The sequence below is a fragment of the Flavobacteriales bacterium genome (genome assembly GCA_016704485.1).
Classification (GTDB): domain Bacteria; phylum Bacteroidota; class Bacteroidia; order Flavobacteriales_F; family PHOS-HE28; genus PHOS-HE28.
In genome coordinates this window covers 2203998-2219272 of record JADJAA010000001.1, presented here as the reverse complement: position 1 = coordinate 2219272, position 15275 = coordinate 2203998, and the positions used below count along the sequence as shown (strand labels likewise).

The 15275-nt window shown below is 48.3% G+C and carries 9 protein-coding genes; 6 read left to right on the top strand and 3 right to left on the bottom strand.

Annotation, left to right across the window (positions count from 1 at the left end; all coding sequences use genetic code 11):
- Positions 1 to 43 precede the first annotated feature (43 nt).
- A complete protein-coding gene (locus tag IPF95_09390; GenBank protein MBK6474910.1) occupies positions 44 to 490 on the bottom strand; it encodes a twin-arginine translocase TatA/TatE family subunit in 447 nt (148 codons plus the stop codon).
- A gap of 62 nt (positions 491 to 552) precedes the next feature.
- Between IPF95_09390 and IPF95_09385 the strand changes: the two genes are divergently transcribed.
- The gene (locus IPF95_09385) at positions 553 to 1443 is read left to right on the top strand and encodes an IS4 family transposase (protein MBK6474909.1); all 891 of its coding nucleotides are present in this window, start codon (positions 553 to 555) and stop codon (positions 1441 to 1443) included.
- A complete protein-coding gene (locus tag IPF95_09380) occupies positions 1431 to 1778 on the top strand; it encodes a transposase (GenBank protein ID MBK6474908.1) in 348 nt (115 codons plus the stop codon). The genes IPF95_09385 and IPF95_09380 overlap by 13 nt, the downstream gene beginning before the upstream one ends.
- Positions 1779 to 1915: 137 nt before the next feature.
- Here the strand turns inward: IPF95_09380 and secD are convergent, their stop codons facing one another.
- Positions 1916 to 5395 (bottom strand): protein translocase subunit SecD, encoded by a 3480-nt coding sequence (gene secD / locus IPF95_09375; GenBank protein MBK6474907.1) that lies wholly within the window; start codon positions 5393 to 5395, stop codon positions 1916 to 1918.
- Between the two features lie 323 nt (positions 5396 to 5718).
- On the opposite strand from secD, the gene IPF95_09370 reads away from it, so the two are divergent.
- A complete protein-coding gene (locus tag IPF95_09370; protein ID MBK6474906.1) occupies positions 5719 to 7986 on the top strand; it encodes a VCBS repeat-containing protein in 2268 nt (755 codons plus the stop codon).
- Positions 7987 to 8103: 117 nt separating this feature from the next.
- Here IPF95_09370 and mdh read toward each other — a convergent pair whose 3' ends face one another.
- Positions 8104 to 9045, bottom strand: coding sequence for a malate dehydrogenase (gene mdh, locus IPF95_09365; GenBank protein MBK6474905.1), 942 nt, complete (start codon positions 9043 to 9045; stop codon positions 8104 to 8106).
- 418 nt (positions 9046 to 9463) lie between these two features.
- Here mdh and IPF95_09360 point away from each other — a divergent pair, with 418 nt between their 5' ends.
- The 3 genes from IPF95_09360 to IPF95_09350 all read left to right on the top strand — a co-directional run bounded on the left by IPF95_09360 (position 9464) and on the right by IPF95_09350 (position 15163).
- Complete coding sequence (locus tag IPF95_09360) at positions 9464 to 10063, top strand: sigma-70 family RNA polymerase sigma factor (protein ID MBK6474904.1); 600 nt, start codon at positions 9464 to 9466, stop codon at positions 10061 to 10063.
- A 4-nt stretch (positions 10064 to 10067) separates the two neighbouring features.
- On the top strand, positions 10068 to 11321 hold the full coding sequence (locus IPF95_09355; GenBank protein ID MBK6474903.1) for a PKD domain-containing protein: 1254 nt from the start codon (positions 10068 to 10070) through the stop codon (positions 11319 to 11321).
- A 158-nt stretch (positions 11322 to 11479) separates the two neighbouring features.
- Entirely contained in the window at positions 11480 to 15163 is a 3684-nt protein-coding gene (locus tag IPF95_09350; protein MBK6474902.1) for a gliding motility-associated C-terminal domain-containing protein, read from the top strand.
- The last annotated feature ends 112 nt before the right edge of the window (positions 15164 to 15275 follow it).

The window sequence follows — 15275 nt, the reverse complement described above, 5'->3', positions numbered from 1 at the left end:
CTAAGCAAGCACGCTGATCTTGATCTAGGCAGATCATGGTTGATCAACTCTCGATCTTTCCTTCGGCAGCGGAGGGTTCATCCGGTTGTTCCAGAGCTGGAGGTGGCGGGATCTCACGCGACTTAGGCGTTGCCGGAGGGTCAGAATTGAAAACTTTGCGCTGGTCCTCTACGGTGCGCCTCACATCATTCGCCCCTTTGTTGATCTCGCGTTGCACTTCATTGCTCGCATCACGAACTTGCCTTAAGGCGCGGCCCATCGTTCGTGCAATGTCCGGAATGCCTTTGGCACCGAAGAAAAGGAGCACGAAAAGGAGCACAACGATCAACTCCCCACCACTAATGTCGAAGATCAACGGGATGAACATGGAAGCAACAAAGGTAACAGCGCCGGATCCCTCAACTGAACAAAGTGCATTGAGAACCCAGTAAATAATGATCACGCTATCACTGCCGTCCGGAACAATAGAACGGACCGGATAATTTTGCACTGCTAAAATAGGAAAGGGACCCCTGATTGCGTCGCGGATCCCTTTCCATAATTAATGGTACCATGGGCAAAATTAAGGCAAAGGCTGGAACTCCGGTTTACGGACAGCTGTTATCGCTTATCAACCGAAAAGACTTCCATAATGCGGTAGTTGAAACCGGTGCAGACTTCGCTGTAAAGAAGCTCAATACATGGACCTTGATGGGGTCTATGATTTTTGCCGTGTTGCAAAGAACTTCAGGGCTTCGCGAACTCACCAGTGGTTTAGCGGGTTATAGCGAAGGTCTGAAACACTTGGGGTTTACTCACCTGCCCAAACGCAGCACCGTAAGCGATGCGAATAAGAAGCGGCCACCAGAGTTGTTCGCTAGGGTTTTTGCGGACATATACCGCCGATATAGACACTATTTATCGGACAGCAGTTTGCCAAAGAACGAACGTTGGCTACGTAATTTGTTCTTGGTAGACTCAACCACAATTACACTTTTCAAAGAGATCATGAAGGCTTGTGGGCGCACTCCTGCCGACGGAAAACGCAAGGGCGGGGTGAAGGTCCACATGGGTATGCACCTTACTGAAGAAGTGCCATCTCTGATTCGGATTACCAAAGCGGCCACCAACGACAAGCAGTTCATGCCTGAGTTCAAGAACATGGCCAAGGGAACCATATTGGTGTTCGACAAGGCGTACATGAACTACCCTTTGTATAGGCACTGGGGTAAGACCGGGGTGCATTTTGTTACGCGCCTAAACCTGCGAAGCACGGTGCAAATACTTCGCGATCGCACGGTAAGCGCAAGCGCCAAGAAGGCTGGAGTACTCAAAGACCAATGGGTTCTGCTGGGCCACGAAGGCGAACTCAACCCTATACTGTTGCGCTTGATAACCTACTACGACCAGACCTTCAAACGCACCTTGCAATTCATTACCAACATGGGTAAATGGGACCGGTGAACGTAGCCCAAGCCTATAAACAGCGGTGGCAAATTGAGATACTATTCAAGCGTCTCAAGCAGAACCTGAAGTTTACCGACTTCCTAGGTGACAATGAGAACGCGATCCGGATCCAGATCTGGTGCGCCTTGATCGCGGATCTATTGGTAACGATCAAGCGCAAATTATTCTCCTTCAAGATCCAGCCAGCATATTCAACGATGGTGGGCCTAGTGCGATTGCATTTAATGCGTTATGTGGATCTAAAGGAATTGTTGCTGAGCCCTGATGATCCTACACTTTTCGGATCGCCACCAACTCAACAACTTACGTTTTTTAACTTCGGACCACCCTAACTTTAGTGTCCAGCAGACCAGTTCAACAAAACCAGGTCTTCCAGAACGTCAATCTGCCGAGCTAGGATTGTTCCGGACGGCAGTGATCCCGCTATCTCAATTGAAATAGCGGGATCAACACTAGATGGCTGAAGTGCTCATTTTAGCGCGGTGCGGATCGGATCCTTTCCTTTCAACAGATCCGTTACAATAGCGCTGGCAACGAAAACTGAAGAGTACGTACCTACACCGATACCGATCAACAAGGCGAAAATGAATCCCTTTATGGAGACACCACCGAAGAAGAATATCACGAACAACACCAGCAAGGTGGTCAATGAGGTGTTCATGGTCCGTCCCAATGTGGAGTTGATCGCTTTATTGATCACTACTACATACGGCTCGCGCTTGTGATCTCCTAAGTATTCACGGATACGGTCGAATACCACCACGGTATCGTTGATGGAATATCCGATCACTGTAAGGATTGCAGCAATGAATGCCTCGTCGATCTCCAACGAGAACGGCATGATCTTATAAAGCAGCGAATACAGGCCGAGAACGATCAACACGTCGTGTACCAAAGATAGGACGCCGCCCAAACCGAATTGCCAGTTACGGAAGCGGATCGCGATGTACACAAAGATCAAGAATAACGCTATGCTCAATGAAAGGATAGCGTTCCCTTTAATATCATCGCTGATCGTTGGGTCAACCTTCCGGCTTTCGGTTATCTCATATTCAGGGCTGACCTTGCTAAGACCTGCATTCAAGCGGTCGTCAACCAGCGCATCCACTTCCTTACCGGCTTCATTGAACAAGAAGTTGGTAGTGATCTTCACCTGGCGATCACTTCCATAGGTCTTAACGTTCACTGTGCTTTTCACCCCGTCCTCAGAAATGAAATTAGGTTCAAGCGCATTACGCACATCATCCACCTTCACGCTGTTATCGAACTTCACAACATAAGTGCGACCTCCACTGAAATCCACACCCCAATTGAAGCCATTCGTCACCACGGAGAAGATCCCAATGGCGATAATGATACCACTGAAGATGTAGAAATACTTCCGCTTGCTCATGAAATCATAGTTCGCATTGACGAAAATGTCCTTGCTCCACTTGTTCCATACGGTGAATTCGATCCCTTTCTCCAGCATGGTGGTAATGATCATACGGGAGAGGAACAATGCAGTAAACAACGAGGTAAGAATACCGAGACCAAGCGTTGTAGCAAATCCTTGCACCGGACCTGAACCGAAGATCAATAGGATGGCGGCAATTATGAGCGTCGTTACGTTCGAATCCACAATAGCTGACATTGCGCCTTTATAACCAAGGTCAACAGCAGACTTCATCATTTTCCCTTGACGTAATTCCTCACGGATACGCTCGTAGATCAGAACGTTCGCATCCACTGCCATACCCATCGTAAGTACGATACCCGCAATACCAGGCAAGGTCAATGCGGCTTGAAGCGAAGCCAACGCTCCGATCAGTACGAAAAGGTTGAAGACCAAGGCAAGGTCAGCAACCCAACCAGCACGCGCATAATAAAGAACCATGTAGATCAGCACCACTAAAAGTGCAAAACCGAAAGAGTACATCCCTGTGCTCACGTTGTCCGCACCCAAGGAAGGACCAACAACAGTTTCATCGATGATCCTGGCTGGCGCGGGTAAAGCACCTGCTTTCAGGATATTGGCCAGGTCATCTGCTTCTTGGATCTGTGTATTGAGATCACCGGATCCCATGGAGATCGTTGAACGTCCACCAGCGATCTCAGAAATTACGTTGGGTGCGCTATAGACAAGATCATCCAACAGAATGGCGATCACTCTTCCAACATTCTCGCCGGTCATCAACTTCCAGGTCTGGGCACCTTCGCTATCCATGGACATTGTTACTTCAACAGCACCTTTGAAGTCAAAATCCTGGCTTGCATTCACAATGGAACTACCATCCAGTCGTGGCTTTCCTCCACGAGGGACTTTCAGCGCATAGAGACTCAGGAATTGGGCCTTTCCGCCATCCTGCAGGTCGAACGTTTGTGGTTTTGCGCCCCACGCCAGTTTCACATCCTTTGGTAGCAACTGTTTCATGGCTGAAGAATGCAGGTACGCATTTACCTGTGCGGTATCTCCAACTCGCGCCGAACCTAGAATTGGTCCCTTTGCTTGATTACTTGGTTGCAGCAAAGCAAATAGTGGATTCTTCCGAAGAAGTTCAGCACGTTCCTCTTCGCTCAATTCCGTATCCGTTGTATCAGCAAGTGTACTATCCGCAGCGGCAGTTGTAGAATCACCTTCTGCAACCACATCATCACCTAAGCTCGCAACACGCAAAGCCATTCGGCGGTTCTGAGCTTGGCCTTCCGGTGTATCATTGGTTGCAACCGGATGCTGTGAACCGTATCCCTCGGCATCCAATCGATCAGCAGCGATACCCTTTTCCGTTAGTGAGGCCACAACTGCGTCAGCACGTTCTTGGCTTAGTTTCACATTATTGGCTTCGTCTCCGGTATTGTCAGTGTACCCACCGATCTTCAATTTTACGTTGGAGTATGCTTTGAGGATCTCTGCGAGGTTATTCAATTGACCTTCTGAACTTGCGTCAAGAACCGCACTGCCACTTGCAAATGTGGTTCTGTCGAAATTGAACCAAGCCTCTTTATCCACAGACTTTTTCTCTTCCAGGAAACCGATCAAACTGCTTTCAACACCGGTCTTAGCCCCTTTGACCTCCACCCCTGATGAAAGTTTTCTACCGAACTCAGCGTCAGTGCTTGTGTTCTTGGTAGAATCTACAGTGGCCAAAGCACCTAAACGGTCATTCACTTGCTGAAGGACCGGGAATACGGTCTCGTTGTCATGGGTCTCCCAGAACTCCAGATTCGCGGTGCTCTGCAGCACTTTACGCACGCGCTCTTTGTCCTTTACACCCGGCAGTTCGATCTGGATCCGGCCAGAGAAGCTCTGTTTTTGGATCACCGGTTGAGCCACACCGAACTTGTCGATACGTGTACGCATGATACGCTCCGTATTGTTCAAGGCAGCCTCAGCTTCACGCTTCAACGCAGCAATATACTGATCATCAGTACCTTCACGCTCGAACATATCCTTGCGCTCGGGTGTGTAGAAGATCGCAGAAAGTGGTCCGTGACCGGGCACTTTTGCATATTCTTCACCGAATAAGGTGATGAAATCCTCACTGGCGCTCTTTTGACGTTCACGGGCATTATTGATCGCAGTAATAAAAGCCGGGTCCTGACTGTTGCCACTGAGGTTCTGCACCAGTTCCTGAACACTCACTTCAAGCGTAACGGCCATGCCGCCTCGAAGATCCAGACCCAGATTCATTTCCCTTGCCTTGCATTCGGCATATGTATAACCGAGTACCGGATAGATCTCATCCTCACTATGAGTGCGGAGGTATCGATTCTCGTAGATCAGCTGTAATGAATCCTTGTCGCGCGTTGCCATTGCTGGGACCGCTTCGATCAATGAATCTACTGAATAGCCCGCTTCTACCTTGGCTTTCTTCTCCATGCTCGACGTAGGCCAAGAGAAGGAAAGTTGCCATAAACATGCGAGCGCTAATAGGATGGTAAAGATCCATAGCGCGCCTCGATTTTGCATACTGTTTTCTTTTAAGAGGCGGCAAATATAGCGTTGTTGGGCATCGGAGAGCTATCTGAACAGGAACTCTGCGATCCACCAGCAATGATTGAAGCTCGTTCAATTGCACGAAAGGCAATATGCGCCTAGTGTATCAGAGTACTTCAAGAAACTTCACCGTAACACATTTTTCATGGACGCATAGGCCACTTGGTGCTCCACCTAAAGATCCATAGTGCCAGTGTCTTCGATCAGAACTTAGCCAACCTCTATTGGTTAACAAATCCGCAGGGCGCTTTGCATACCTATTGCTCATCTTTGCAACACCATTCAACTAAATAGTGATGCGCACATTTCTACTTCTGGCTGTATTCTGCATTTTAGCATTATCACCCACACAAGCTCAGCTTGATCTCACCTTTGATAATTCCATACCCGTACAAGCCTTTAGTGCGACCTTGGATCTAGCATGGGGCGGTGGATTGAATTTTGCGCAGACCAGTGATATCGACCTGAATTGTGATGGTATCAAGGATCTGTTCTTTTTTGATAGAGCCGGAAATTCTGTTGTTACCCTGCTGAACAATGGATCGCCAGGTCCGATGGCCTATAGTATTACGCGTGCTTATGATAATGTCCATCCATTCCCGGAACTGCATGATTGGGTATTGTTGCGGGATTACAATTGCGATGGCAAGGAAGATATTTTCGCCTATACGAACGCAGGCTTCACGGTATACAAGAACATCGGTGATTGCAATGGGTTGGCCTTTACCCAGGTCGGCGATTATCGCGTTGGATCCAATTATATTTCTTCCAGCGGAAGCGGTGTTTTTACCAATCTCTACATTGCCCAAACAGATATTCCAGGGATCGAGGATATAGACGGTGATGGCGATCTGGACATTCTATCGTTTGCGCTAACGGGTAGCTATATACACTATCACAAGAACTTAAGCATGGAAACGTATGGCACCTGCGATAGCCTCAAGTATGAGCTACGCAACCAATGCTGGGGTTTCTTCTCGGAGAACTCCAATAATAACTCCGTGACCTTGAATGCGCCTTGCGATTATAATGTACCCGCACCAGAAATGGGTGGTGAACGACCAACAACAGAAACAGATGACAATGACCGTGCTACAACAGCGCATGCCGGCAGTACGATACTTCCTTTGGATCTGGATGATGATGGAGACAAAGAGGTCCTATTAGGTGACATTTCGTTCAATAACATCGTAGCGCTGTACAATGGTGGATCGGTATCCTTGGGGATGATGACTTCCGAGGACACCTTATTCCCTAGCTACGATACATCCGTGGATCTACCTTTATTTCCAGGTGCCTACTATGAAGATGTGGATAATGATGGTAAACGCGACCTGATCACCAGTCCGAATGGAACATCGTTGGCAGCGAACATTAATAGCATGTGGTATTACCAGAACATGGGAACGGATGCCGCACCACAATTCCATTTGATACAGGAAGATCTTTTCCAAGGAAGGATGATCGATCTCGGTGAAGGTGCTTATCCGGTTGCATTCGATCATGATGGAGACGGCGTTATGGACCTACTGGTAAGCAACTATGGCTATTATGACCCGAGCGGCACGTACGCTGGAAAGGTGGCCTACTTCCATAATACTGGCACTCTCACAGCGCCGGCATTCCAATTAGAGGATGAGGATTATATGAATTTGAGTTCAAGCGGCATTGGCACAAGCATGTACCCCGCATTCGCGGATATGGATGGTGATGGCGACATGGACATGTATGTTGGTGACCTTCAAGGCAAGATCCATTATTTCGTCAATACATCAACCGGGCCTGTAGCTCAATTCGTTCTGCAACAGCCGAATATTCCGGACAGTAACAATGACACCATCGATATTGGCCAGTTCGCTACGCCACAATTCACGGATATGGATGGTGATGGACTTATGGATCTTATCATAGGAGAACGCAATGGCAATGTGAATTACTATCGCAATACGGGTACGGGGAGCTCACCTGTTTGGACCTTGATCACAGAGGATCTCGGTGGTGTACTCACCGTAGTTGCCCCGAATGTCACCGGCCACTCGGTACCATTCATATTCACCACCAGCGCAGGTAGTCGGGAAATGCTGTTGGGTTCAGAGAGCGGATGGTTATACCACTATGGTGACATCGACAACAACATTGCCGGCACATGGACCTTGATCGACAGCACGTTCATGGACCTCCGCGATGGGTACCGCACCGCATTATGCCTCTATGATTACACCGGAGATGGTAAGCTGGACATGGTACTCGGTAATCTACGTGGTGGGCTAAGCTTCTGGAACAGCTCGAATACACTAGGGTTCAATGAGGTCTCTGATGCGCGTTCTTTCTTCAGCCTTTACCCTAATCCGGCAACTACGAGTGTGGACCTGGTATTGAATGCGCCACCTGCAAAAGGTTCTACTTGGGTGATCCGGAATAACATGGGGCAACTTGTACAACAACAACAGGCGCTTCAACAGCAAACCCAAGTGAATATTTCGGCACTGCATGAAGGTATCTACCTGGTACGCTTGGAGGGTGCAAAGCGCGGACCGGCTGAGCACTTGATCGTGCTCAGGTAGAACGGAATTCATGGAATGAGCAGGAGTTCCTTTCCAGTCCTACAGTAGTTCGCAGATCATATGCAACAAAGGCGCCCAATTGGACGCCTCTGTTGTTCATGAAACGAATGGATCCGATCACGCGGAGACGCTGTTCATTTTATCCAGAACTTCCATTACCTCCTTCACAGCCTTAGCACTCTGGTGCGTTTCGGCCATCTCTTCTTTTGTCAATTTCAATTCAATGATGCGCTCAATACCATTTTTACCGAGGATCACAGGGACACCAAGGTAAACATCTTTAAGGCCGTATTCCCCTTGTAGCCAGGCGCACACTGGGAAGATCCGTTTTTGGTCGCGTACGATCGCTTCAACCATTTGCGCAGCAGCCGTGCCTGGTGCATACCATGCAGAAGTTCCGAGCAGATTCACGATCTCTCCACCACCCTTCTTCGTGCGCTCGACAATGGCATCCAGCTTATCCTTATCCATCAGCTCCGTTACCGGAATGCCTCCAACCGTAGTATAGCGCGGCAATGGGACCATGGTATCACCATGTCCGCCCATCAGAACAGCCTGGATATCCTTTGGGCTCACGCCGAGTTCAGTTGCTAAGAAAGCACGGTAACGCGCAGTATCCAGAATACCTGCCATTCCGAACACACGCTGTGCAGGGAATTTGCTGTTCAAGAACGCGCAGTAGGTCATTACATCCAACGGGTTACTTACCACAATGATGATGCAATTGGGCGAATGCTTGATCACGTTCTCCGTTACACTCTTAACGATATTCGCGTTGGTCGCTATGAGATCATCGCGGCTCATACCAGGCTTTCTCGGCAATCCACTTGTGATCACTACAACTTCACTGTTGGCAGTTCTTGAATAATCATTCGTACAACCGGTGATCCGGCTGTCGAACAAGCTGATCGGCGCAGTTTGCCAGATGTCCAGAGATTTGCCTTCAGCGAAACCTTCCTTAATATCGAGCAACACCACTTCATTGGCGAGCTCCCAACGGGCCACGGCATCGGCGCATGTAGCACCAACATTACCGGCCCCTACTACAGTTACCTTCATTGTTCTATCAATTGCTATAGGGTTGAACGATCGAGAATTCGAGTTGTTTCAGCGAAATAATGAGCATCGCTTGAACAGGAGGGCGAAGGTAGTGGATAGGCCGTTGCATCATGATCAGGCGGATACAAATACCGAAGTAGGCTGGATGGATCCTGAATGCGGGCAAATAGTCCAGATCCGATAAAACATACACGCATTACCCTGAAGAACAGTACATTAGATCGGTATAGGCACACCATCATCGTTACTGATACATGACTTAGCGCGGTATACTTGGCCCTAAGAACAAAAGAATTTTCCTTTCAGAGGCATCCTTTTACTAGGTCTTGCGTCTTGAAGAAAGATGGCTACCTTGTCGGCATCCATGAGCACGCACATTGCTGAACCGCGAGCACCAGAACGGGGTATTCCTCGACTGATGGTATCGTGGTTCAACGGAGAAAATAAAGAACGTTCCTATTCGGAAGAGATAGACGGCTGCATGCGTGGTGAGCGTAAGTATGAGCAGCGTTTATATGAGATGTTCTACGGTAAAATGATGGCCGTTTGCCAGCGATATACCAAGAACGCCGATCAGGCGAAGGATATCTTACAAGATGGTTTCATCAAGGTCTTTGGCAGTCTGGATAAGTTCAATAAGTCCGGATCCTTCGAGGGTTGGATCCGTCGGATCATGGTGAACACGGCGATCGATCATTTCCGGAGGGCGAAGAATTCATACTTATTGCTTGGAGAAGACCGGAGCATAGAGGATTTCGCCGATAGTGATGCAGAGGACATCAGGGCAGAAGAAGAAGCGGATGACGAATTCTCCATGAAGCCAGCTGACGTAATAAATGCAATGCAGAAATTGACACCAGCGTATCGCACGGTATTCAACCTGTATGTTTTCGAGGAGCATACCCATAAGGAGATCGCTGAGCTATTAGGGATCAATGTGGGAACCTCCAAAAGCAACTTGGCGAAAGCCAAGAATAATTTGAAAAAACTGCTAATACAGGAGCAAAAGCTTCGATAATGTCATGACGATGATAAAAGGTCAAGATGCGTTTGAGCGTTCTCTGAAAGGGGCCTTGGAACAGTATGAGGTACCTTACAACTCTGCCGATTGGGCGCAGATGGAAAAGCGATTGGATGGCCAGAAAAAGAACAACTGGACCTCCTCTGCGGCACTCTATCTTCTCTTGTTAGGCGGGAGTTTAGCTGTTGCCACTACGGTGCAACAACTTGCCAGCAGTGCGAATATTGTAGCAGAAAATAACATAGAAGCCACTTCGAACCCAACGCATGTTCCTGAACAATTCGCAGCAGAGAACGTTACTGCCATTGAGACCAATGAAATTGAGACACCAGCGATCGTCGCTAATGAGGCCCTGCCTGTTGTTGTTGAGAAAACCACTTCACTTCGTACACGTGATCCGGGACCCTCTTCAAATTCCATGATCTCCACAAGTGGCGCTTCTGATGTGGCCCCTGCACCAAAGCCTGCCTCTACCACTGTGGCTATTCGGCCTAGTATCACGGAAGGTTGCCCAGGAGCCAATGTTGAGTTTGCCGTGGACAATATGCCCAAAACGGGAATGCACTTGTGGAATTTCGGTGACGGTAGCTTCTCCAACAAACCATCCCCTGAACATACGTTCAGCAAGGCAGGCACGTATGAAGTAATGCTGTCTCATTCATCGACCGGTGGAGGTTCCATAGAGAACAAACCAGCGAGCGACCTCATCGTGATACACGAAGCGCCGGAGGCGCAATTCAAACCGCTGAAACAAGAATACGATAATACGGTGCCATCAGTTCATTTCGAGAACCGAAGCCAAGGAGCGAAAAGCTACGTATGGGATTTTGGTGATGGTAGTACTTCCAACATAGCCCATCCGGATCACGTATTCAAGAAAAAGGGTTCATACCCTGTAACACTTACCGTAACCAACGATAATGGTTGTGTGGATAGAACGGAACAGACCATACGCATTGAAGACGATTACGATCTTTTCGCTCCAAAAACATTTTCCCCGAACGAAGATGGCCGGGATGATGTGTTCATTCCAGAAGCGCTGAAGACGCTTGGAGTGAAGTTCCGCATGACCATTTATGATACCAAAAGCGGTCAAATGATCCACGAAACACGCGACATATCACACCCTTGGAATGGTCGCATCGGCAACAAAGGTGAGCTTTGCTCCACAGGCGATTATATGTGGATGGTGGAGATGAAGGACGGTGATAAGCTTGGTGGTAGCTATACCGGCACGGTGAGCTTATTGCGATAGGCTTCCTTGATAACCTTTTTTGAGAAGTCCGGGAGGTGTTCCGGACTTCTTATATTTGGGGGTCAGGCAACTCCTAACAACATTTATACATCATAGTATGTGTAAGTGGAACTCCGTTAAGGGACGGTATGTCCTGCAATTCCGAACACTGACCCTATATGACAACGACCTTTAACCCTATTGACAAGCTGAAGCATCTATTAGGATCGGCCATGGCATTGGTGGTGATCATTACCTCTACTTCAGCTTATGCTCAACCCTATAGCATCGCTGCTGGCACAGTGAATGCTTGCGCAAGTATTCTTGAGGATACGGGTGGACCTAGCGCACCATATAGTGACAATGAGAATTTCACAGTAGTGATCTGTCCGGATGTTCCGGGTGATGCAATATCGTTGACATGGGTGTTGTTCAACTTAAGTACCCAAGGTGCTCAAAATACGTGGGATGCTATCGAGATCTGGGACGGAAACAGCACTTCAGAAACATATTTGGGGTCATACTCCGGCACAGCACTTTCCGGATTGATCTCGTCTGCAACCAATATGAATTCTACCGGATGCCTCACCATACGATTCCGTTCGAATGGGATCGGTACCGGTGATTTTGCTGCGGGGATCACGTGCTATACACCCTGCGAACGACCAACGGCCGTGGCTTCCATGAGCGAAGCTGGTCCCGCAATGATCTGTGTTGGAGAAGAGATCAGTTTTGATGGTACTGCGTCCTATGCAGCAACAGGCTTCAATATCACTCAATATACATGGGTATTTGACGATGGCAGCACGTCAAACACACCCGTAACGAGCCATATATTCTCTGCGCCTGGTGAATACATTGTTCAATTGAATTTGATCGACGATAATCAATGTGTGAATTCAAACGTAGTTGATCTCCAAGTCCTTGTAAGCACTACACCTTCTTTTGCGGGTACCGTAGAAAGTATCGAAACATGTTTGGGAGCAACAGTTGATCTTACGGGTGTTGTAACACCAACGACCTGGACGGGAATTCCGGATGCGAACTTCGGCGATGGTGTATACCTGCCCGATGACCTTGGTATCCCATTCGTTAGTGATCTACTATTCACCCAATTCGATCCTGGGCAAACCTTAACGGATGCGAACGATCTTCAATCCATCTGTGTGAGCATGGAGCATTCATTCATGGGTGACCTTGTCATTCAATTGGCCTGTCCGAATGGCCAGGTAATGATAATGCATCAACAAGGTGGTGGAGGAACCTATCTCGGTGACGCAAATGATGGAGATGGCAATGCTAATCCCACGATCGGTGAATGCTGGGACTATTGTTGGAGTCCGACAGCAACGCTTGGAACTTGGGAAGAATCTTCGCAATGGGGCACCGGAACACCGAATACCATGCCTTCGAGTCAAGGCACGGCATTGATACCTGGCACTTATTCCAGCGTACAACCATTCACCAACATGTTGGGGTGCCCATTGAATGGAACATGGACGATCACTTTCACTGATCTGTGGGGTGCGGATAATGGTTTCTTATGTGACTGGTCGTTGAATTTCAACCCAGCAATAATTCCTGATGCTACGCAGTTCACTCCGGATATTGGCACCAGCACGTTGGACTCTGCTTCATGGTCCGGACCAGATCTAGTATTAGACCCCAATGACCCATTGACCGCTGTTGCCACACCGACGAATCCGGGAACCTATGCTTATCAATTTTTTGTAACGGATAATTTCGGCTGTTCCTATGACACTACGATCACTGTGGAGATCTCACCACAGTTGGAGCTCACGGCAGGTCTGGACATCGTTCTCTGCAGCGACCCGCTTCCAATGGGAGGTGCAGTGGTAGCAAATGGTCCTCCAACAAATTGTGTCTACACATTACAACTTCACGAATCATTCGGCGATACTTGGAATGGCGCATCACTGGCAGTGAATATTGATGGTGTAATTACGAATCATACGATCAGTACATCAGGTATGACCGAATTGGTGGTCCCGTTGAACGTTACCACGGGGGCTACGATCACATTAACGTTTACGGCCGGGACCAACTGGAACAACGAGAATTCATTTACCTTATTGGATGACGCTGGTACGATCATTTATGATTCGCCCGATGGTCCAGCCTCAGGTGTATCGTATACGGGGACCATTGTTTGTGGTGGTGGAACAAGTCCGGTAACTTGGATCTGGAGTCCTGTGGATGGCTTGACGGACCCTAGTGATCCGACCACCAACGTCTATGTTACGGAACCCACGATGTATTACTTAACGGGTTACTTGAACAACAATCCGGATTGTGCGGTTATGGATAGCGTGATCGTGAGCCCGGATCCTTCCATAGATGCTGGATCGAGCGCAGCAATTACTCTTTGCTTTGGGGACCCGGCCATCCAATTGACGGATTCGCTGGAGGGCACGCCGGACCAAACGGGAGTATGGACCGATGCTGGTAGTGCCATCGTACCGGGATCATTTGACCCGACAATAGGCGCTCCGGGTTCATACACCTATACGGTAACGAGTGCTGCAGGATGTGTGGCCACTGCTGATCTGGTTATTACCATTCTAGCTGCGGATGATCCACTCTGTTGTGGTGTTCCGGATGCAGGAGAACCGACCTTTTCATGTAACCTCTCGATAAACTTGAATGCTACACCTGGAAATACCGGAGTCGGCATTTGGACGGGACCGTCAGGAGCAGTATTCGGAAACGCGAGTAACCCACAGACCACGGTTACACTACAGCCTGGTATGGGAGGAACGCATTGGTTCTATTGGAGAGAGAATGATGGCGCATTCTGTAACACGGTGGATAGTGTACAAATGACCCTAACAGATCCATTGGCGATCACGTTCTCGAAGACGGATGCCATTTGTTATTCCTATTGTGACGGAACTGCTCACGCAACCGTTGTTGGTGGAAATGCAGCAGTGGCACTTGAATATATTTGGAGCACCGGTGAAAATGGTCCGGCATTAACGGACGTTACTGATCTATGTGCAGGGAATTACAGCTTACTCGTAACGGATGACAACGCTTGCATCGATACCGCGTCCTTCTTCATTGATGAACCTATCCTTTTGGAGATCGATAGCATTGCATCACAACCCGTTACATGTTCCGGCGATTGTGATGGCCAGATCGAGATCTACGATCCAGAGGCGGTGGAATACAGCTACAATGATGGACTCAGTTGGTCCGTTGATGCTATCGCGATCGGCATATGTGAGGACATCCATCCGGTGCGGATCCGTGATTCGGCCGGATGCTTTGGAACAGGAGTAATAACCGTAGATGGTCCACCACCTGTTGTTTCAGAATTCGAATGGGGACCGATTCCTGCGAACATCAATGCCCCGACCATTACCTTCCATAATACAAGTACAGGTTCGCAGAATTACGTGTGGGATATCGATGGCCTTCTTACGACCACGGATACGGATACGGAATTCACGTTCACTGATCGAGTTCCTGGAACATACAATGTCTGTTTGGTAGCAATGAACTATAACAATTGCATTGACACGACATGCCATGATGTTATCATTGACGACATTCTTTTCACCTACATACCGAATGCGTTCACTCCGGATGATGATGGAAAGAATGACGTGTTCGCAATGAGCGTCAACATCGATGTCATCACGAAATTCCAAATGATGGTATTCGATCGTTGGGGCCAGATGGTTTACACCGCTACTAGCCCATATGACCCGTGGTTCGGAAGCTACAAGAACAGTGGAGAGATCCTACCTCAAGGTGTTTACGCCTATAGGATACTCTTCGAGATCGCGGGTACTGAAGTACAAAAAGAATTTCTTGGTCACGTTACCTTGATCAAGTAGAAATAATTTTCGTCATGAAAAGAGCGGCAAAGGAGAAAGATCCAATGCCGCTTTTTCGTATCCATACGTTCCGAGATCAAAAAAACAAACCTATCATCTGATCAATGCTGTT

Coding starts and splice junctions, on each gene's coding strand:
- IPF95_09385 (MBK6474909.1), top strand. CDS start 553: ATGGGCAAAATTAAGGCAAAGGCTGGAACTCCGGTTTACGGACAGCTG.
- IPF95_09380 (MBK6474908.1), top strand. CDS start 1,431: ATGGGACCGGTGAACGTAGCCCAAGCCTATAAACAGCGGTGGCAAATT.
- secD (MBK6474907.1), bottom strand. CDS start 5,395: ATGCAAAATCGAGGCGCGCTATGGATCTTTACCATCCTATTAGCGCTC.
- IPF95_09370 (MBK6474906.1), top strand. CDS start 5,719: ATGCGCACATTTCTACTTCTGGCTGTATTCTGCATTTTAGCATTATCA.
- mdh (MBK6474905.1), bottom strand. CDS start 9,045: ATGAAGGTAACTGTAGTAGGGGCCGGTAATGTTGGTGCTACATGCGCC.
- IPF95_09360 (MBK6474904.1), top strand. CDS start 9,464: ATGGTATCGTGGTTCAACGGAGAAAATAAAGAACGTTCCTATTCGGAA.
- IPF95_09355 (MBK6474903.1), top strand. CDS start 10,068: ATGACGATGATAAAAGGTCAAGATGCGTTTGAGCGTTCTCTGAAAGGG.
- IPF95_09350 (MBK6474902.1), top strand. CDS start 11,480: ATGACAACGACCTTTAACCCTATTGACAAGCTGAAGCATCTATTAGGA.